Consider the following 18,443-nt stretch of genomic DNA (forward strand, 5'->3'; position numbering starts at 1 on the left):
AGGGCCGTGGCGGGCTGGCACCGTGCCTCCCGGCCGACATCCTGTCGCGGTGCGCGCGCGGCGGGGGTGGCCCGTGCCTCCTGGCCGGCGACGGTCCCGACGCTCAGACCGAGCTGGACCGGTCCGCCACCGCCTCGTCGCGCTCCAGGTCGCGCCGCAGCGCGGCACGCGACGCCCGCGTGCCGACCACCGGCACCGCGTGCGTGACCGCGAGGTGCAGTCGGGCGTCGGCGTCGTACCGCAGCCGCAGGTGTTCCCAGCGGACGAGCCAGACCAGGGCGATCGCGAGCGCGACGAAGCCCGACGCGGCTCCCACCACGATCGCCCAGCGTGGCCCCCACGCATCCGCGACGGCGCCCACCACCGGGGCGCCGATCGGCGTGCCCCCGGCGAAGATCGCCATGTACAGCGCCATCACGCGACCGCGCATCGCGGGCTTCGTGGTGGTCTGCACGAGCGCGTTGGCCGTGGTCATGAAGGTGAGCGAGGCCAAGCCGACGAAGACGAGCACGACCGCGAAGGTCCAGTACGTCGGGGCGAGGGCCGCCGCCGTGCACGCCAGGCCGAAGCCGGCCGAGGCGACGACGAGGGTCCGCATCCGCGGGCGGTCCCGCCGGGCGGAGAGGAGCGCGCCGGCGACCGAACCGATCGCCATGACGGAGTTCAGCAGGCCGAACTCGCCGGCACCCTTGCCGAACTCGACCCGCGCCATGGTCGAGGTGAAGATGGGGAAGTTCACGCCGAAGGTCCCCACGACGAAGATCATGCAGAGCACCACGATGATGTCCGGACGGGTCCGCACGTAGGTGAAGCCGGCGAGGATCTGCCCCTTCCCGCGCTTCGCGCGCACGCGTTCGGCGAGCTGGGCGGGGTCGACGAAGCGGAGCGCGACGAGGACGGCCAGGAACGAGCCGGCGTTGATGACGAACACCCAGCCGGACCCGATCGCGGCGATGAGCACCCCCGCGACCGCGGGCCCGATGAGCCGGGCGGCGTTGAAGGACGCCGAGTTCAGCGCAACGGCGTTCGAGACGTGCTCGCCCTGCACGACGTCGGAGACGAACGCCTGCCGGATCGGGGTGTCGAACGCGGCGACGATGCCGAGCGCCAGGGCGAAGCCGTACAGGGACCACAGGGTCGCCGTGTCGGTGAGGACCATGATCCCGAGGCCGAGCCCGAGGGCGCCCATGAGTCCCTGCGTCAGCATGAGCATCCGCCGCCGGTCGAAGCGGTCCGCAGCCAGGCCGGTCAGCGGGAGCAGGAGCAGCTGCGGACCGAACTGCAGCGCCATCGTGATGCCGACCGCGATCGCGTCGTTGTCGGACAGCTTCGTCAGGACGATCCAGTCCTGGGCGGTGCGCTGCATCCAGGTGCCGACGTTGGAGACCAGGGCCCCGGCGAACCAGATGCGGTAGTTGCGGGTGGACAGGGAGCGGAACAGGGCGGTCACTGCTGGGCAAGCCTCCTCATGATCTCGGTGGCCTCGGCGAGGGTGCGGCGCTCGGTGGCGGTCAGGGTCGTGAGGCGCGGGGAGAGCCAGTCGTCGCGGCGGCGCCGGGTCTCCTCGACGAAGGTCGCTCCGGCCGGGGTCGCGGCGAGCAGGACCTTGCGGCGGTCGTCGCCGTGGTCGACCTTCGACACGAGGCCACGGTCCACGAGCACCGCGATCGACTTCGTCATGCTCGGCGGTGTGACGCCGTCCTGCCGGCTGAGCTCGGCGAGGGTCATGGCGCCCTCGCGGTGCAGTCGCGCGAGGGCCGAGAACTGGCCGTCCGTCATGCTCGCGTCGACCTTCTGTGCGCGCAGCGTCCGGGACAACCGGGCCACCGCGACGCGGAGGTCGGTGGCGAGTGAGGTGTCGGGCACGACCGTTAGCCTACCTCATTAGTTCAGCGAACGAACTGGTCTGCGCGAGGTGTACGCTGCGTACGCAACACGTGTTGCTTTGTGCACGATCGACGGAACGTCGAGGAAGAAGGAGAACATGTCCGAGTTCGAGGGCAGGGTCGCCGTCGTCACCGGTGGCGGCAGCGGCATCGGGGCTGCGATCGCGAAGGAGCTCGCGGCCGCGGGCGCGCGGGTCGTCGTCACCGACATCAAGGCCGAGGCCGCGCAGCGCGTCGTGGCCGAGATCGAGGGTGCCGGGGGCACCGCGAGTGCGTTCGAGGCGAACTCCGCGGTCGCGGGCGACAACGAGCGGATGGTCCAGCACGCGGTCGACACCTACGGCGCGCTCCACCTCGCGGTGAACAACGCCGGCATCGGTGCGGCTCCCCAGCCCATCGGCGAGTACGACGTCGAGGCGTGGGACCGGGTCCGCGCGGTCGACCTCGACGGCGTCTTCTACGGGCTCCGCTACGAGATCCCGGCGATCCTGGCTGCCGGTGGTGGCGCGATCGTGAACATGGCGTCGGTGCTGGGGTCGGTCGGCATCGCGCACAACGCCGCGTACGTGGCGTCGAAGCACGCGCTCGTCGGGCTGACCAAGGTCGCGGCGCTCGAGTACACGGCGCAGGGTGTCCGCACGAACGCGGTCGGTCCCGGGTTCATCGACACCCCGCTCGTCCGGTCGTCGCTCTCCGCCGAGGAGCTCGCGGCGCTCGAGGGTGAGCACGCGGCGAAGCGGCTCGGTACCGATGCCGAGGTCGCAGCGCTCGTGCTGTTCCTGCTGAGCGACAAGGCCTCGTTCATCAGCGGCAGCTACCACCTGGTCGACGGCGGGTACTCCGCGCACTGACCCCGGAGCGGGTGTACTTGGTCGGATCGGGCGTACCCGGTGAGAACGGGCGTACCTGATCGCAACGATCGACCAGGTACGCCCGTTCTCACCTTCCATCGCAGGTGCGATGGGAAAGAACGGGCGAACGGGAGGCGCGGCGCGGCTCGAGCGCGCCGTCTCGCCAGCGCGGACGCGACGAGCATGGTGGCGCGCCTGCCAACCGGGACGGATCGGGCGTGCCTGGTCGGTCCGGGCGTACCTGGTCGGAACTTCCGGTCAGGTACGCCCGTTCTCTCCATGCATCGCGAGTGTCATGGGAAGGAACGGGCAGACGGGAGGCGCGACCCGAGTCCCCGACGTCGAGCACGCTGGTCGCGCCTCCCGTCCCGGCACGTCGCGCCCGGGCCGCGTCGGGCGCTCAGCCTGCGTCGGGCGCGAGGATCGCGTCGTGGGGGAGCAGGGCGTGCACGCCCCAGGTCCGGTTCGCGACCTGGGTCACGCGCATGCTCACCGCGACGCTCGCCATCGCCAGTGCCTGCCCGCGGGTGATCCCGTGCAGCCCGACGATCCAGTCGACCATCCGGTCGAGCGCCGTCGTCGTCGCCGTGTTGAGGTCGGCGTCGAACCCGAACGTGATGCGGCCGGAAGGGGTGTCGGCGTGGACGCCCTCGACCGGGGCGTGGTCGAGCAGGGACAGCGTCATCGTGGTGGTCATGCCGCACTCGACCGCGGTGCCGGAGACCTCGCCGTCGCCCTGTGCGGCGTGCCCGTCCCCGACGGAGAGCAGCGCGTCCGGCACGGTGACGGGCAGGTACAGCGTCGCGCCGGCGACCAGTTCTCGGCAGTCGATGTTGCCCCCGCCGAGCGGACGCGGCGGGATCGTCGAGTGCTCCCCGGTGGGCTCCGGCGGCAGACCGACCACGCCGAGGAACGGCGCGGTCCGGACGCCCAGCCCGAGCTGGTTCCACGCCGTGCCGGCGTCCGCGTCGACGTCCCAGAGCAGCGGCCCGCGCGACGCAGCGTCGACGAGCCCGAGCGCCCGGTTGACCGGGGTGTCGACGCCGCCGGACCCGGTGTAGCCCCAGTCGTCCGGCACCAGCGCGTCGAAGCGCACGGCGAGCACCTGTCCGGGTCGCGCTCCCGCGACCGCGATCGGTCCGACCAGACAGTGCCCGCGTCGCGGATCGAGGAGCGTCGGTGCGTCCGCCCCCGGCGCGGCCAGCCGTTCGGTGTAGCCCGCGGCGCTCAGCGTCCGGACGGTCACGGTGTCACCGTCCTCGACGCGGAGCACGCGCTCGCGTTCCGCGGTGAGGACGTCGACAGCGGTGTCGGGCGAGGCATCGATGCGGTGGGAGGTCACCGGTCGATCCTCCCAGGCGTGCAGCGTTCCTGATGGACCTGGGCGGGCTCCGAGCCGGCTGCGTGGACGCCGGACGGACACGCCACGGACCGCCTGCGCCGCCTCCACGTCTGCGAGGATCGACCCGTGCCCACCTTCTCCGCCGCTCGAGGGGACTCCTCGTTCACCGACGCCCACGGCGTCGAGATCGTCTACTCGACCTGGCGCGCCGCCAGGCCGAAGGGCATCGTGCAGATCGCGCACGGCGTCGGGGAGCACGGGCTCCGGTACGAGCCGCTCGCGCAGGACCTCGTCCGTGCCGGGTACACCGTGCACGCGAACGACCACCGCGGGCACGGCCGGACCGGTCTGGCGCAGTGGGACGGGGACCACGCGCGGCTCGGACGGCTGGGACCCGGTGGCCTGCGTGCGGCGATCGCGGCCGTGGAGCAGATGACCGCCGTCGCCCGCGCGCAGGACCCCGGCGTCCCGCTCGTGCTCGTCGGGCACTCGTGGGGGTCGCTCATGGCACAGCGGATCGTCAACACCTCGTCGGAGCGGTACGACGGGGTCGTGCTCTCCGCCACGGCGTACCGACTGCCCGGGTGGATGAACAGCGGCGACCTGAACGCCCGGCACGCGGGCTCCGGACCGACGAAGTTCGAGTGGATCACGCGCGACCGGGCCGTCATCGACGCGATCGCCGCCGACCCGCTCGCGGTCGAGGCCGACGTGATCAAGCTCTTCGGTGTCCGTGACGCAGCGCGGCTGCTCGGCGTGCCGCGCCGAGGCATCCCGCACGACCTGCCGATCCTGCTGCAGGTCGGATCGGACGACACCCTCGGCGGCCCCCGTTCCGTGGAGCGGCTCGCCCAGGCGTACCGCCGTCGCGGTCGGCTGTCGGACGTCCAGGTCCACGTCTACGAGGGGGCGCGGCACGAGGTCTACAACGAGACGAACCGCGACGAGGTGGTCGCCGACCTGATCGCGTGGCTCGACCGCCACGTGACGCGCTGACGCGACGGGGTGCCGGACGGGAGGCGCGTGGCAGCGGTGCCCCGTGCCTCCCGTCCGGCCGGTGGCGGGCGTAGGCTCGCCCTGTGCACGGTGAGTACAAGGTCCCCGGAGGCAAGCTGGTCGTCGTCGACCTCGAGGTCGTCGACGGGAGCATCCAGGAGTTCCGGCTGGCGGGTGACTTCTTCCTCGAGCCGGACGACGCGCTGCCGCTGATCGACCAGGCCGTGGACGGCCTGCCCGCGACCACCGACGCGGCCGGCATCGCCGCCGCGGTCCGCACGGCGCTGCCCGAGGGGGCGGTGCTGCTCGGCTTCACACCGGAGTCGGTGGGGGTCGCCGTCCGTCGCGCGCTCTCGCGGGCGTCGACGTGGCAGGAGTACGACTGGGAGATCGTTCACGAGGGGCCGATCAGCCCGAACGAGCACCTCGCACTCGACCAGGTCCTGACCGAGGAGGTCGGTGCCGGCCGTCGCGGTCCGACCCTGCGCATCTGGGAGTGGGACCAGCCCGCGGTCGTGATCGGGTCGTTCCAGTCCTTGAAGAACGAGGTCGACCCGACCGGTGCCGCGAAGTACGGCGTCGAGGTCGTCCGCCGCATCTCCGGCGGTGGCGCCATGTTCATGGACGCCGGCGCGATCATCTCGTACTCGTTGTACGTGCCGACCGACCTCGTGCAGGGCATGACCTTCGCCGACTCGTACGCCTACCTGGACGAGTGGGTGATCGAGGCGCTGAAGTCACTCGGGATCGACGCGTACTACCAGCCGCTCAACGACATCTCCTCGACCAAGGGCAAGATCGGCGGCGCGGCGCAGAAGCGGCTCGGCACCGGCGCCCTGCTGCACCACGCCACGATGAGCTACGACATGGACGGCCAGAAGATGGTCGAGGTGCTCCGCATCGGTCGCGAGAAGATGAGCGACAAGGGGACGACCTCGGCCGCCAAGCGTGTCGACCCGCTGCGTTCGCAGACCGGCCTGACCCGAGCCGAGATCATCGACCGGCTGATCGGCACCTTCACGAAGCTCTACGGCGCGCACGAGGGCCACGTGACCGAGGCGGAGCGGGCCCGCGCGCGCGAGCTGGTCGAGACGAAGTTCGCGACGCGGGAGTGGCTCGAGCGGGTGCCCTGACCGGGCGGTGACGCCCGTACGGAGCGCCCTCTGTGCTCTGCGCATGCGTCGTCCGAGCCGTCTCCTGTCCGCCACGGTCGCAGGACTCGTGGTCCTCGGTGTCGCGACGGCCTGCTCGTCCGCACCTGTCTCCGGACTGCTGTCCGACGATGCCGACGCGACACGGGCGGCAGGACTCGACCGGTGGGGCGACGCGATGAACGCAGCGCTGCTCGACGGGGACCGCGGCTTCGGTTCGTCGAACGGACTCGACCGTGGCGCGGCCGGGACGGAGACGCCCGCCGGCGACTGGGACCTCCTCGTCGCCTGCAACGGCGTCGACGGCAAGCGCCTGCGGGTGTCCGTGGGACCCGGCGGCCGTGACGAGGTCCTGCGCACCGACGTACCGTGCGGCCTGGTCACGAGGGTGCCGGTCACGGTGCCGCGCGGCGGCGGGCTGACGGTCGAGGTGGAGCCGCAGTCGGACGCGAGCGATGCTGTCCGGCACGGCGACGTCGTCTCGTACTGGTACGTCTCCATCGTGCACCGCGGCTTCGAGCCGGAGGCGACGGTCGTCGTCGACTGATCCGCACGACGGACACCGTTGGACGAGCTCGCGAGCAGTCCGCCGGCGCGGCGGACCGATCGCCAGGATCATCCGCGCGGCGGAGGCCCTGGCCGGTCGACTGACGTAGCGTCGGGACCGTGAACTGGTTGATCCTCCTGGGGGCGGTGGCCGTGGCGGCCGTCGTGATGTGGGTCGCCGATCGCGTGGGGTGGATCGACCTGTCGAACAAGGCCACACGCAGCGGCGGATCCGGCGGTGTCGGCGCGATGATGGACGAGGTGTTCGCCCCGACCCGTCACGAGACGCAGGCCGAGTACGAGCGGCAGTCGCGCCTCCCGGAGGAGGCCCCGACGCCCGCCGACGACGACCACGACCTGCTCAGTGGCACCGTCCTCATCCGTGTGCCTGCGGTCGGACACCGCGGGCGGCACGAGGCGCGACCCGGCACGCTCGACCGCACCTACTGAGCGCGAGCACCTGCCGCGCTAGCGCGTGGTGAGCTCCTGGTAGTCCGGGTGCCGCTCGATCCACGCCTTGACGTAGGTGCAGAGCGGGACGACCCGCAGGGACCCCTCGCGGACGTCGTCGAGCGCGTGCTGGACGAGGATCGACGCATGGCCACCGCCGCGGCGTGCGGGGTCGACCTCGGTGTGGGTGAAGCGGATCTCGTCGCCGGCGACCTCGTACGCCGCGAAGCCGATGACCTCGCCGTCCTCGACCAGGGAGTACTGCTGCGCGTCGGTGTCGTTGCGGACCTCGGGTGATGCCATGCAGGGGACCGTACGCCGTCGGACGCGGTGGGGGCTGGGTGCGGTCGGGCGTCGGTCCGCTCTGCGGGAGGATGGTCCGGTGCGCAGCATCGACGACTCGAGCCCCGACCTCGTCGTGCTCGGCGACAACCTCGACGTCCTGCCGACACTGCCCGACGCGTCGTTCACGGTCGTCTACCTCGATCCGCCCTTCAACACCGGACGGAAGCAGCGGCGCCACGCGGTGACCGCCCAGCGCCGGACCGTCGGCGACGCCGGGACGATCACGGGCTTCCGTGGTCGGACCTACGAGCGGATCCGCGGTGACCTGATGCGCTTCGACGACCGCTTCGAGGACTACTGGGCGTTCCTCGAGCCACGCCTGCTCGAGGCCTGGCGGCTGCTCACCGACGACGGCACGCTGTACCTGCACCTCGACTACCGCGAGGCCCACTACGCCAAGGTGCTGCTCGACGCGCTCTTCGGCCGCGACGCGTTCCTCAACGAGATCATCTGGGCGTACGACTTCGGCGCGAAGTCCCGCACGCGCTGGCCGACCAAGCACGACACGATCCTGGTCTACGTGAAGGACCCGGAGCGCTACTGGTTCGACTCCGAGACGGTCGACCGCGAGCCGTACATGGCGCCGGGACTCGTCACGCCGGAGAAGCGCGAGCGTGGGAAGCTGCCGACGGACGTGTGGTGGCACACCATCGTGTCGCCGACCGGCAGCGAGAAGACCGGCTACCCGACGCAGAAGCCCGAGGGGGTCCTGCGTCGGATGGTGCAGGCGTCGTCGCGCGAGGGGGACTGGGTGCTCGACTTCTTCGCGGGGAGCGGCACGCTCGGTGCGGTCGCTCGTGACCTGGGCCGGCGGTTCGTGCTCGTGGACGACAACCCGGTGGCGGTCGACGTGATGCGGCGCCGGTTGCCGCACGCAGCGGTCGAGTCGGCGGTCGGTTCGGCGGTCGTGTCTCCCGTCGCGCAGGAGGACTGAGCGCCTTCCGCCCGGAGCGGCCAGGATGGATCGGGGCGGACGCGTTGCGCCCGGGGAGACGGGGGAGATGGCGGCGAAGAGGGTCCGCACGGCTGCGGTCGGACTGATGGTCAGTGCACTCGCCCTCACGGCCGGGTGCACGGGCGGGACGGGTTCCCCGTCGTCGCGGCCCGAGGACGCGGAGCGAGCGGTGCAGCAGATCGTGGACGACTCCGCCAGTGCGCTCGGAGGGGACTGGACCGTGGAGGAGGGCCCACGACTCGGGACGTGCACGGACGAACGCGGCAACGGCGAGGGCGTGCACTCCACGATCCTGTCCTCGCGAGCCGAGCGCGGCGACATCGAGACCGATGTCAGCACCCTCACCACGCTGTGGAAGCGTGCCGGGCTCGTGACGGAGCGCTTCACCAACGGGGACGGCAGCTACTCCGGACTCAACGGCAGGGGCGCCGGGATCGCGAACATCGCGTTCAACTCGTCCGACCTGGGCGGCGGCGACACGATCAGTGCGACCTCGGAGTGCGCGGCTGGCGACTACGTCGAGCTCCGGGAGCAGGAGCGCGGGCAGCGCTGACGAGCGCGGCGCCCGCCCGGTAGGGACGACGGAGGCGACATCGTCGACGTCGTACGACGTCGGGGATGTCGCCTCCCAGCGGCAGTCGCGGGCTACTCCGCCGTGTGTCGCCCGTGGTGCTCGGCCGTGGCAGGTGCCCCGTCCGACGCGGCGTGCGCCGGGTGCGTCCGGATGGTCGCGGTCGTGGCCGGAGGCTCGTCCACCGGTGCCGCCGCGGCGTGCGCGCCGTGCGTGGTCGCGTCGGTGAGCGGTGCCCGGGTGCCGCCCTCGGGGTGGTGACCGGCGCGGTCAGCTGCACCCGTGTCGGAGGCGGGCCGGTCGGCGGGGGAGGTGGAGCCTCCGGACCGGTCCTGCGGCTGCTGCACCGTGACGTCGGGCGAGGTCGGGACCGCCCGGACCGACCCCGTGTCCGGGGTGACCAGCGAGCCGGTGTCCGCCGCCGCCTGCTGCGCGTCCGCCGCCAGGCGGTCGGAGTCGCCCTTCGCCGCGTTCGCCTGTTCCTGCAGTGCAGACACCTTGCGGAGCGGCGGGACCCGGAAGAACCAGGTCAGGACGAAGGCGAGCAGGATGACGCCCAGCCCGACGAAGTAGACGACGACGGCCGACTGGCTGAACCCGACCAGGAACGGACGGGTGAGCCGCTGGTCCGCACCGTTGAGGAACGACGTGTCGCTCGTGGCCGAGCCGGCGGACGAGCTGGCCGCCGTGTCGCCGTTCTGCAGCTGGTCGACCAGCTTCGGCGCGACCTCGTCGACCACGGCCTTCCGCTGGTCGGCGTTGCTGTAGTCGATCTGCAGCGTGCCGTCGACGACGTCGGCGTTCGCCTTGGACGCGGCGGTCTCGAGCGCCTGCTGCTCGGCGGCCGACTTGTTCGCGGCGACCTGCTCGGCGATGACCGAGTCGGCGGAGGCGGCGGGGATCCGGCCGGCGGCGACCTGCTGCTGCACCTGCGCGGTGACCTGCTTCGTCACGGCCTGGTCCGCGGCCTGCTTCGCCGCTGCGGCACCCTGGTCGAGACCCTGCTGCACGTTCTGCTGCACCGGGTCGACGATCTTCGACCAGATCTGGTCCATCACGCCCTTGTTCTCGGACGCGCTGGCGACCGAGGGGGTGAGCGCGGCGGTGAGGGCCGGCTTGAGCGTCGACTCGTTCTGCATCGCGCCGGTGATGTTCGTCGGCATGAGCGTGAACAGGACGGACAGGAGCACCGCGGTGCCCATCGTGCCGCCGATCTGGCGGAAGAACGTCGCTGCACTCGTGGCGACGCCGATGTCCCGCGGGGAGACCGAGTTCTGCGCGGCGAGGGTCAGTGTCTGCATGAGCTGCCCGAGCCCGAGACCGATGCCGAACATGCCGAGCATGAGGAACCAGAGGGGGCTGTCGGCGGTCAGGAAGGTGAGGAGCGTGAAGCCGATCGCCGTGAACGCGGTGCCCGTGATCGGGAAGGCGCCGTAGCGGCCGGTGCGCGAGATGATCTGACCCGAGGCGATCGAGGAGATCATCAGACCGAGCACCATCGGCAGCATGGCGAAGCCGGACTCGGTCGGGGTGACGCCCTTGACGATCTGCAGGTAGAGCGGGATCGTCAGCATCGCGCCGAACATCCCGAAGCCGACGAGCACGGACAGGACCGCGGCCATCGAGAACACCCGCGAGCCGAAGAGCTTGAGCGGGAGGATCGCGTCGTCGCCCATGGAGCGCTCGACGATCACGAAGGCGACGAGACCCAGCGCGCCGATCGCGTAGCAGGCGATCGCGCCGGGGGAGTCCCAACCCCACTCGCGACCCTGCTCGGCGATGAGGAGCAGCGGGACGAGGGTGACGATGACCAGCGAGGCGCCCCACCAGTCGATGCGGGGCTTCCCGCGGTCGCCGAACTTCGGCAGGTGCAGGAACGTCGTCACCATGAAGAGCGCGATGATGCCGACGGGCACGTTGACCAGGAAGACCCAGCGCCACCCGCTGACGAACAGGATCTCGGACGCGCCGGCGAACAGGCCGCCGACGAGCGGCCCGATGACCGAGGAGATGCCGAACACGGCGAGGAAGTAGCCCTGGTACTTGGCGCGCTCGCGCGGGGCGAGCATGTCGCCCATGATCGCGAGCGGCAGCGACATCAGGCCGCCGGCGCCGAGGCCCTGCAGCGCGCGGAACCCGGCGAGCATGAGCATCGAGGTCGAGAACGACGCGGCGAGCGACCCGAGGATGAAGATGCCGATCGCGGTGAGGAACAGCGGGCGGCGGCCGAAGATGTCGGAGAGCTTGCCGTAGATCGGCGTCGTGATCGTGGACGCGATCAGGTAGGCCGTGGTCACCCACGCCTGCTGGTCGAGCCCGTGCAGGTCGTCGCCGATCGTGCGGATGGCGGTGCCGACGATGGTCTGGTCGAGCGCGCCGAGGAACATGCCGGCCATCAGTCCGTAGATGACGAGCAGGATCTGTCGGTGGTTCATCACCGCGTTCGAGGACGTGGTGGGGGCCGCGGGTGCGGTCGCCGTCTGGGTCATTCGGTCTCCCGTGCGTACTGGTGCTCGCGCGTCGCTCTCGCCCGGGCGCGGGGGAGCGTTGTTGCGCGCACTGCAAAAATACAACCAGCGCAAACGGATTGTTCCCATCCGCCTCGTTCCTGTGGACATCGGCAGGGTCCTCCCGCGGATGCGGAGGAGCGACAGGGGCGCCACCGGACGGATCCGGTGACGCCCCTGTCGGTCGTCGGGGACTACGCGCCCAGGGCGGCGTCCACGATCTCCTTCGCTTCGCGCTGCACCTGCTCGAGGTGCTCCTGCCCGACGAAGCTCTCCGCGTAGATCTTGTAGACGTCCTCGGTGCCGGAGGGCCGTGCGGCGAACCACGCGTTGTCCGTGACCACCTTGACGCCGCCGACGGCGGCGTCGTTCCCCGGCGCCTTCGAGAGCTTCGCGGTGATCGGGTCGCCGGCCAGGGTGTCGGCGGTGATCGCGTCGCCGTCGAGCTTCGAGAGCCGGGCCTTCTGCTCCTTGCTCGCAGCGGCGTCGACCCGCTGGTAGACCGGCGCACCGAAGCGCTCCGTGAGCTCGGTGTAGAGCTGCGAGGGGGTCTTGCCGGTCACCGCGGTGATCTCGGACGCCAGGAGCGCCAGGATGATGCCGTCCTTGTCGGTCGTCCACGCCGTGCCGTCCTTGCGGAGGAACGAGGCGCCCGCGGACTCCTCGCCGCCGAACGCCACGGAGCCGTCGATGAGACCGGGGACGAACCACTTGAAGCCGACGGGGACCTCCCACAGCCGGCGGCCGAGCGACTCCGCCACGCGGTCGATGATGCTCGACGACACGAGCGTCTTGCCGATCGCCGCGTCGTCGCGCCACTCGGGGCGGTGCGCGTAGAGGTACTCGATCGCCACGGCGAGGTAGTGGTTCGGGTTCATCAGGCCGCCGTCGGGCGTGACGATGCCGTGGCGGTCCGAGTCGGCGTCGTTGCCGGTCAGGACGTCGAAGTCGTCCTTGTGGGCGAGCACCGACGCCATCGCGGACGGGCTCGACGGGTCCATGCGGATCTTGCCGTCCCAGTCGAGGGTCATGAACGCCCACGTCGGGTCGACCTCGGGGTTCACGACGGTCAGGTCGAGGCCGTAGTGGTCGCGGATGCGCTCCCAGTACGGCAGGGACGCCCCACCCAGGGGGTCGGCGCCCATCTTCACCCCGGCGCGCTTGATCGCGTCGATGTCGATGATGTGCTCGAGGTCCGCGACGTACGTGCCGAGGTAGTCGTAGCCCTCGGCTGCGGTCTCGTCCTGGCGGCGGACGTCGGCGTTCCCGCCGGCGATGATCGCGTTCGCCCGGTCGGCGATCCACGACGTGGCGTCGCTGTCGGCCGGGCCACCGTGCGGCGGGTTGTACTTGAAGCCGCCGTCACGAGGGGGGTTGTGGCTCGGCGTGATGACGATGCCGTCGGCGGTGTCGCCGTGCTCCGCGCGGTTGTACCGGATGATCGCGTGGCTCAGTGCGGGCGTCGGGACGAAGCCGTCCTCGGCGTCGGCGAGCACGCGGACGCCGTTGGCGGCCAGGACCTGGAGCGCGGTCTGCTCCGCCGGCGCGGAGAGCGCGTGCGTGTCCCGGCCGATGAACAGCGGACCGGTGGTGCCCTGCTCGGTGCGGTACTCGACGATCGCCTGCGTGATCGCGGCGATGTGCGTGTCGTTGAAGGCGGTGTCGAGCGACGAGCCGCGGTGGCCGGAGGTGCCGAACACCACCTTCTGCTCGGGGATCGACACGTCGGGGACACGCTCGTGGTACGCGGCCAGGAGGGCGTCGAGGTCGACGAGGTCGTCTGCGGTCGCGGGGGTGCCGGCGCGGTCGTTCATGCGCCCATCCTGGCACCAGGACCCTCCGCGCGTCGCCGGGTGTCACGCAGCCGCACGGGTCCGGCAGGAGACCGCCCCGGTACGGCACGAGCGGCCGCCCTGCCGGGGACGTGGGGGGACGTCCCGGGTCGGGCGACCGCTCGCGGTCTGGGGGAGCCGGGGCTCAGGCGGTCCGGAACGACCCGGTCGTCGTCCGCAGCGAGCCGGTCACGGTCCGCGTCGAGGACGTCGCGGTGCCGGGACGGCGGAACTGGGTGTCCACGAAGCGGCCGAGCGCACGGCCCGCCCCGGTGCCGGTGTAGCTGCCGACCGGGCGCCATGCGGCCTCGACCGTGTACGCGCCGAGCTCGTCGCGCTGCTCGAGACCGGAGACGTAGGCGCCGCCGAGGGGGTTCTGTCGGTTCTGCACGGGTGCTCCTCGTCGTCGTGCCGAGGGTCCCGGTTCGTCGGACCGACGACCAGGACGCCGTCGGCTGTTGCCCACGACGCTACCGCGTTGTCTTGAATCATGCAAGACAACGCGACGCGGTCACGCGACGAGTTCGCAGAACGTCCGTCCGTCGGCGGTCCAGCTCTGCCGGGCTCGCAGCCCCGCCGTGGCCGCGTGACGGAGGAGTGCGTCGACGCCGACCTCGGCCCACGGGAAGCCCTCGCTCCGGTTGCCGTCCACGTCGACCACGTGCGCGGTGAACGCACGGTCCGCCGCGCGGTCCACGTGGGTCTCGACGACCACGCGGCCGCCGTCGCGGACGATCTCGCCGCACCGGGCCAGGAGCGCGACCGGGTCGCCGCCGATGCCGATGTTGCCGTCGATCACGAGGGCGGTGTCCCAGCGGCCCTCGTCGGGGATCGGGTCGAACACCGAGCCCTGCACGGCCGTGCCGCCGGAGCGTCGGGCGATCGCGACGGCCTCGGCGGAGACGTCCACGCCGAGCGAGGGGATGCCGAGCGCCCGGGCGGCGACGAGCATGCGACCGGGGCCGCACCCGATGTCGATCACGGGGCCGTCCGCGCCCTCGAGGAGGGAACGGTCGATCCGGTCGGCTGCGGCGCTCCACCGGCCGACGTCCATCGTGACCTCGACGTCGGGACGCTCCGGGTCGGTCAGGCGCAGGTGGCCGTCGGTCTGCAGGGCGCGGGCGTACGGCTCGCCGCCGCCGGCGCCGAACGTGACGGTGTCGTGCATCGTCATCGGGCACCTCCGGTCGTCGTGGTCATGGTCGTGTCGTGCTCGGCGGCGAAGGCCGTGGCGAAGCGCGAGGTCGGCGCGAGGGCGGCGACCTGCTCGGCGTCCGCGACGGTGTCGACGTCGAGCAGCGCGGGCAGGGTGCCGACCGACAGGCCGGCGTCGGTCAGGCGCGCGAGCTGCACGGCGCCCGTGTCGTCCTGCGACATCGGGACGCCGCGGAGCAGGGCGCCGTCGGGCTCGCGCAGGTACAGCGACCAGAAGCCGCCGTCGTCCGCCGGGCCGAACCACGCGTCGCGGTCCGGGTCGTCGAACACGGGTGCGAGGTGCTCGGAGGTGGCCTGCGGGGTGTCCATGCCGACGAGCAGCGTCGGACCGGTCATCGCGTCGAACATCGCCCCGAGGCGCTCGTCGAGGCCGCCGCCGACCTGGTGCAGGACCTCGAAGTCGTCGGTGCCCTCGGGCAGGACGACGCCGTCGTAGAGCAGCACGCGACGCGAGGCGGGCAGGGCACGCACCGTCGCGATCGTGTCGGCCAGCGCGGCCGAGGCGACGCGGGCAGCACCCTCCGGGGTCAGGGCCGGCGTCAGCCGGGTCTTGACCTTGCCGGGCAGGCACTCCTTGGCCACGACGACCACCGTGACGTCCGTCATGAGCGTGCTCCTTCCGTGGTGGACCCGGCCGCGTCGCGGGCCGGACCGGGCGCGACCACGCGGGGGCGTGCCTCCCGGCCGTACTCGCGCAGCAGACGGGACATGTCGCGGACGGCGTTGACCGTCCCGCGGAGCGTGCCGGTGACCTTGCTGTCACCGACGCGCTGGGCGTACCCGATGTCGGACTCGTCGACCCGCCACCCGGCCGCGTGTGCCGCCAGGACCATCTCGAGCGGGTAGCCGCTGCGTCGGTCCTGCAGGTCGAGGGCGACCAGGTCGGCGCGGCGCATGACGCGCATCGGACCGAGGTCGCGGAGGCGGTAGCCGGTCGCGCGGCGCATCAGGACCGCGAGCACGCGGTTCGCGAAGCGGGCGTGCGGCGCCCACGCGCCACGGGTGGTCGGCACGCGCCGACCGAGGGCGAGGTCGGTCCGCCCGTCGGCCACGCGGGCGACGAGGTCGGGCAGCTCTGCGGGGTCCATCGAGGCATCGGCGTCGCAGAACGCGACGTACTCCGCGGTCGCGGCGGCGACGCCGGCGGCACACGCCGAGCCGAAGCCCTTGACCGGTTCGGTGACGACCGTCGCGCCGTGGGCGCGGGCGACGTCGGCGGATCCGTCGGTCGAGCCGTTGTCGACGACGATGGCGCGGTACCCCTCGGGCAGGCGGCCGATGACGCGCGGGAGCGCGTCCGCCTCGTCCAGGCAGGGGAGGATCACGTCGACGGTCATGTGGTCCATTCGGTGCGGGTCGCCCTGGCGACGGGGCCGATCTCCGGTCGCGCGCGTCGCGTCCTCGTCGGGCTGGTCGCCGGCGGGTGGGGTTCGGTCCATGCTCACGACGTAACACGATGACACGTCGCGGGGTACAGGATCCTGTCCCCCGGGGCGTGTCGAGCGCGGTGATCGGACCGTCTGGCCCGCGATCGGGGGACGGCCGGGAGGCCCGGGTGCGGTCCCGGGTCCGCGTGCGCGGGCGGGTGGTGCGTGCTCGCCCCGCGCTGGTGCGGTGGCGTCTCGCGCTGGTGCGGTGGCGCCCCGCGCTGGCGCGGTGGCGTCCCGCGCTGGTGCGGTGGCGGACGCGAGACTCGCCTGGACGGACACGGCTCGCGCCCCGAGGCGCGAGCCGTGTCCGCTGAGACGAGTCTCAGGCGGCGTCGTCCGCTGGACGCTGCGTCACCGCTGCACGGCGGCGCGGAGCGGTGCGGTCGCGAAGTCACGCATGCCCTGCTCGAAGTCGACCTGCGCGTGCCAGCCGAGCTCCGAACGGATCCGCTCGGACGACGCCGTGACGTGCCGGACGTCTCCGAGCCGGTACTCGCCGGTGACGACCGGCTGCGGGCCGTCCGGCCCGGCGATGGCCGCGGCCATGTCACCGATGGTGTGCACGACGCGCGAGCCCACGTTGTACGCGCGGAAGGTCTCGGCGGGCAGCTCCGCGGTCGCGGCGATCGACGCGGCGTTGGCACCCGCGACGTCGTCCACGTGCACGAAGTCGCGACGCTGGCGGCCGTCCTCGAAGACGCGGGGGGCCTCGCCGCGGGCCAGGGCCGAGCGGAAGAGCGACGCGACGCCGGCGTACGGGGTGTTCGACGGCATGCCCGGCCCGTAGACGTTGTGGTAGCGCAGGGCGATCGCGGTACCGCCGGTCGCGCGGGCCCACGACGAGGCCAGGTGCTCCTGCGCGACCTTCGTCTGCGCGTAGACGTTGCGGGGGTCCAGGGCGGCCGACTCGTCGATCAGCCCGGGCACGAGCGCGCGACCGTCGGGCCCGATCGGGTCGAAGCGTCCGGCGTCGAGGTCCTCGCGTCGTCGTGCCGGCGGCCGCATCGGTTGACCGTCGGCGGTCTCGTACGCGCCCTCGCCGTAGACCACCATCGAGCTCGCGACGACCAGGCGGCCGATGCCGTGCCGGTCCATGCCCGCGAGCACGTGCGCGGTCCCGGCGTCGTTGGACGACACGTAGTCCGGGGCGTCCTGGAAGTCGACGCCGAGGCCGACCTTGGCCGCCTGGTGGCAGACGACGTCGACGCCGTCGAGCGCCGCCTCGAGGGCGACGCGGTCACGGACGTCACCGTGCACGAACGACAGGCCCTGCTGCTCGTGGGCGCGGACGACCTCGGCCGGGTCGCCGTGCACGTCGTCGCGCAGGGAGTCGAGCACGCGGACCTCGTGCCCCTCGGCGAGGGCGCGACGGACGATCGCGGACCCGATGAAGCCCGCGCCGCCGGTGACGAGCAGGCGGCTCACGCCGTCGCCCCGAGGACGCTGGCGCTGGCGGCAGCGGGGACGAGCTCGCGCGGGGTGTAGTCGTCGGGCAACGCGGCGACGACGCCACCGATGGCGCGGACGATGACCTCGTTCGCGCGGGCCAGGCGCTCCATGACGGCGCCGTGGGTGACAGGGGCCTCGGTGGACCGTGCCGCCTCGTCCTCGATGGGGGCCAGGCCGGCGTCGGCGTCGGTCACGAAGGACAGGTTGACCGTGCCGATGCCGAGCTCGGCAGCGAGCGGCACCTCGGGCGTCATCGTCATGTTGATCGTGTGGCCGCCGGCCTCGCGCATCCAGGTCGACTCCGCGCGGGTCGAGAAGCGCGGGCCCTGGATGACGACGCACGTGCCCGTCGGCCGGAAGGGCACGTCGAGCGCGGCGACGGCGTCGATCGCGGCGCGGCGGAGCACCGGGTCGAAGGGGTCGGCGAAGGACAGGTGCTGCACCTGGTCCTCGAAGAACGTGTCCTTCCGGCCCCAGGTGCGGTCGATCAGCTGGTCGGTCACGACGAAGGTGCCGGGGGCGTAGTCCGGGTGCAGGCCACCGACCGCGCTCGACGAGACGATCGCACGCACGCCGAGGAACCGGAGAGCCCAGACGTTCGCGCGGTGGTTGATCAGGTGCGGGGCGACCGAGTGCTCGCGACCGTGGCGGGTGAGGAACGCGACGCGCTTGCCGGCCATCGTGCCGACCGTGATCGGACTCGACGTCGGGCCGTAGGGCGTGTCCAGGGTGATCTCGTCGGCGGTGCCCTCCTCGAAGAGGCGGTAGAGGCCGGAGCCCCCGATCACCCCGATGCGAGCCGTCGTTCCGTCCACAGGTTCGGTCGTGGTCACGTGGTCCTCCACAGGTCCTCCGGATGTTCTCGGCGCGTGGTGCGCCCTGGATACGCTACTGACGCCCCTCCGGCATCGACCGGG

General features: G+C 72.2%; 19 protein-coding genes. 7 read left to right on the plus strand and 12 right to left on the minus strand.

Translation table 11 applies throughout. The features are described 5' to 3' along the window. Positions 1-103: 103 nt before the first annotated feature. Both PIJ49_RS07990 and PIJ49_RS07995 read right to left on the minus strand, forming a co-directional pair. Positions 104-1,450: an MFS transporter gene (locus tag PIJ49_RS07990; RefSeq protein ID WP_066652228.1), complete on the minus strand. Its 1,347-nt coding sequence runs from the start codon at positions 1,448-1,450 to the stop codon at positions 104-106. After that, positions 1,447-1,866 carry a MarR family winged helix-turn-helix transcriptional regulator gene (locus PIJ49_RS07995; RefSeq protein WP_066652230.1) on the minus strand — a complete coding sequence of 140 codons (420 nt, stop codon included), beginning with the start codon at positions 1,864-1,866 and terminating at the stop codon, positions 1,447-1,449. The genes PIJ49_RS07990 and PIJ49_RS07995 overlap by 4 nt, the downstream gene beginning before the upstream one ends. 118 nt (positions 1,867-1,984) lie before the next feature. Here PIJ49_RS07995 and PIJ49_RS08000 point away from each other — a divergent pair, with 118 nt between their 5' ends. Further along, positions 1,985-2,737, plus strand: coding sequence for an SDR family NAD(P)-dependent oxidoreductase (locus PIJ49_RS08000; protein WP_066657758.1), 753 nt, complete (start codon positions 1,985-1,987; stop codon positions 2,735-2,737). 400 nt (positions 2,738-3,137) lie between these two features. On the opposite strand, the gene PIJ49_RS08005 is transcribed toward PIJ49_RS08000, so the two are convergent. Then, the gene (locus PIJ49_RS08005; protein WP_271826278.1) at positions 3,138-4,079 is read right to left on the minus strand and encodes an acetamidase/formamidase family protein; all 942 of its coding nucleotides are present in this window, start codon (positions 4,077-4,079) and stop codon (positions 3,138-3,140) included. A gap of 126 nt (positions 4,080-4,205) precedes the next feature. Here PIJ49_RS08005 and PIJ49_RS08010 point away from each other — a divergent pair, with 126 nt between their 5' ends. The 4 genes from PIJ49_RS08010 to PIJ49_RS08025 all read left to right on the plus strand — a co-directional run bounded on the left by PIJ49_RS08010 (position 4,206) and on the right by PIJ49_RS08025 (position 7,222). After that, positions 4,206-5,075, plus strand: a complete 870-nt coding sequence (locus PIJ49_RS08010; RefSeq protein WP_251160621.1) for an alpha/beta hydrolase — start codon at positions 4,206-4,208, stop codon at positions 5,073-5,075. 83 nt (positions 5,076-5,158) lie between these two features. Beyond that, positions 5,159-6,208: a lipoate-protein ligase LplAB gene (lplAB, locus tag PIJ49_RS08015; protein ID WP_066652234.1), complete on the plus strand. Its 1,050-nt coding sequence runs from the start codon at positions 5,159-5,161 to the stop codon at positions 6,206-6,208. A gap of 43 nt (positions 6,209-6,251) precedes the next feature. Next, on the plus strand, positions 6,252-6,773 hold the full coding sequence (locus tag PIJ49_RS08020; RefSeq protein WP_066652236.1) for a hypothetical protein: 522 nt from the start codon (positions 6,252-6,254) through the stop codon (positions 6,771-6,773). Between the two features lie 119 nt (positions 6,774-6,892). Next, positions 6,893-7,222 (plus strand): hypothetical protein, encoded by a 330-nt coding sequence (locus PIJ49_RS08025; protein ID WP_066652239.1) that lies wholly within the window; start codon positions 6,893-6,895, stop codon positions 7,220-7,222. 18 nt (positions 7,223-7,240) lie between these two features. On the opposite strand, the gene PIJ49_RS08030 is transcribed toward PIJ49_RS08025, so the two are convergent. Then, positions 7,241-7,525, minus strand: a complete 285-nt coding sequence (locus tag PIJ49_RS08030) for a GNAT family N-acetyltransferase (RefSeq protein ID WP_271826279.1) — start codon at positions 7,523-7,525, stop codon at positions 7,241-7,243. 79 nt (positions 7,526-7,604) lie between these two features. On the opposite strand from PIJ49_RS08030, the gene PIJ49_RS08035 reads away from it, so the two are divergent. Together PIJ49_RS08035 and PIJ49_RS08040 are read left to right on the plus strand one after the other, a co-directional pair. Further along, complete coding sequence (locus tag PIJ49_RS08035; RefSeq protein ID WP_442854640.1) at positions 7,605-8,501, plus strand: DNA-methyltransferase; 897 nt, start codon at positions 7,605-7,607, stop codon at positions 8,499-8,501. A gap of 106 nt (positions 8,502-8,607) precedes the next feature. Continuing rightward, on the plus strand, positions 8,608-9,075 hold the full coding sequence (locus PIJ49_RS08040; protein ID WP_271826280.1) for a hypothetical protein: 468 nt from the start codon (positions 8,608-8,610) through the stop codon (positions 9,073-9,075). Between the two features lie 92 nt (positions 9,076-9,167). Here PIJ49_RS08040 and PIJ49_RS08045 read toward each other — a convergent pair whose 3' ends face one another. The 8 genes from PIJ49_RS08045 to PIJ49_RS08080 form a co-directional block, all read right to left on the minus strand. Continuing rightward, positions 9,168-11,582, minus strand: coding sequence for an MDR family MFS transporter (locus tag PIJ49_RS08045; protein ID WP_271826281.1), 2,415 nt, complete (start codon positions 11,580-11,582; stop codon positions 9,168-9,170). A gap of 212 nt (positions 11,583-11,794) precedes the next feature. Next, positions 11,795-13,414, minus strand: coding sequence for a phosphoglucomutase (alpha-D-glucose-1,6-bisphosphate-dependent) (pgm, locus tag PIJ49_RS08050; protein WP_209683953.1), 1,620 nt, complete (start codon positions 13,412-13,414; stop codon positions 11,795-11,797). A gap of 163 nt (positions 13,415-13,577) precedes the next feature. Then, positions 13,578-13,823 (minus strand): hypothetical protein, encoded by a 246-nt coding sequence (locus tag PIJ49_RS08055; protein ID WP_209683951.1) that lies wholly within the window; start codon positions 13,821-13,823, stop codon positions 13,578-13,580. A 120-nt stretch (positions 13,824-13,943) separates the two neighbouring features. Then, positions 13,944-14,606, minus strand: a complete 663-nt coding sequence (locus PIJ49_RS08060; protein ID WP_066652249.1) for a class I SAM-dependent DNA methyltransferase — start codon at positions 14,604-14,606, stop codon at positions 13,944-13,946. Then, positions 14,603-15,253, minus strand: coding sequence for a TIGR04282 family arsenosugar biosynthesis glycosyltransferase (locus PIJ49_RS08065; RefSeq protein ID WP_271826282.1), 651 nt, complete (start codon positions 15,251-15,253; stop codon positions 14,603-14,605). Before PIJ49_RS08065 ends, PIJ49_RS08060 begins: the two co-directional genes overlap by 4 nt. Then, a complete protein-coding gene (locus PIJ49_RS08070; RefSeq protein WP_271826293.1) occupies positions 15,250-15,993 on the minus strand; it encodes a glycosyltransferase family 2 protein in 744 nt (247 codons plus the stop codon). Before PIJ49_RS08070 ends, PIJ49_RS08065 begins: the two co-directional genes overlap by 4 nt. A gap of 435 nt (positions 15,994-16,428) precedes the next feature. Further along, positions 16,429-17,502 carry an NAD-dependent epimerase/dehydratase family protein gene (locus PIJ49_RS08075; RefSeq protein WP_271826283.1) on the minus strand — a complete coding sequence of 358 codons (1,074 nt, stop codon included), beginning with the start codon at positions 17,500-17,502 and terminating at the stop codon, positions 16,429-16,431. Continuing rightward, positions 17,499-18,359, minus strand: coding sequence for an MTAP family purine nucleoside phosphorylase (locus PIJ49_RS08080; protein WP_271826284.1), 861 nt, complete (start codon positions 18,357-18,359; stop codon positions 17,499-17,501). Before PIJ49_RS08080 ends, PIJ49_RS08075 begins: the two co-directional genes overlap by 4 nt. Positions 18,360-18,443: the final 84 nt, after the last annotated feature.

It is taken from the genome of Curtobacterium uvaldense, assembly GCF_028307415.1.
GTDB lineage: Bacteria > Actinomycetota > Actinomycetes > Actinomycetales > Microbacteriaceae > Curtobacterium.

Coding starts and splice junctions, on each gene's coding strand:
- PIJ49_RS08065 (WP_271826282.1), bottom strand. CDS start 15,253: ATGACGGACGTCACGGTGGTCGTCGTGGCCAAGGAGTGCCTGCCCGGC.
- PIJ49_RS08060 (WP_066652249.1), bottom strand. CDS start 14,606: ATGACGATGCACGACACCGTCACGTTCGGCGCCGGCGGCGGCGAGCCG.
- pgm (WP_209683953.1), bottom strand. CDS start 13,414: ATGAACGACCGCGCCGGCACCCCCGCGACCGCAGACGACCTCGTCGAC.
- PIJ49_RS08040 (WP_271826280.1), top strand. CDS start 8,608: ATGGTCAGTGCACTCGCCCTCACGGCCGGGTGCACGGGCGGGACGGGT.
- PIJ49_RS08020 (WP_066652236.1), top strand. CDS start 6,252: ATGCGTCGTCCGAGCCGTCTCCTGTCCGCCACGGTCGCAGGACTCGTG.
- PIJ49_RS08045 (WP_271826281.1), bottom strand. CDS start 11,582: ATGACCCAGACGGCGACCGCACCCGCGGCCCCCACCACGTCCTCGAAC.
- PIJ49_RS08070 (WP_271826293.1), bottom strand. CDS start 15,993: ATGGACCACATGACCGTCGACGTGATCCTCCCCTGCCTGGACGAGGCG.
- PIJ49_RS08000 (WP_066657758.1), top strand. CDS start 1,985: ATGTCCGAGTTCGAGGGCAGGGTCGCCGTCGTCACCGGTGGCGGCAGC.
- PIJ49_RS08030 (WP_271826279.1), bottom strand. CDS start 7,525: ATGGCATCACCCGAGGTCCGCAACGACACCGACGCGCAGCAGTACTCC.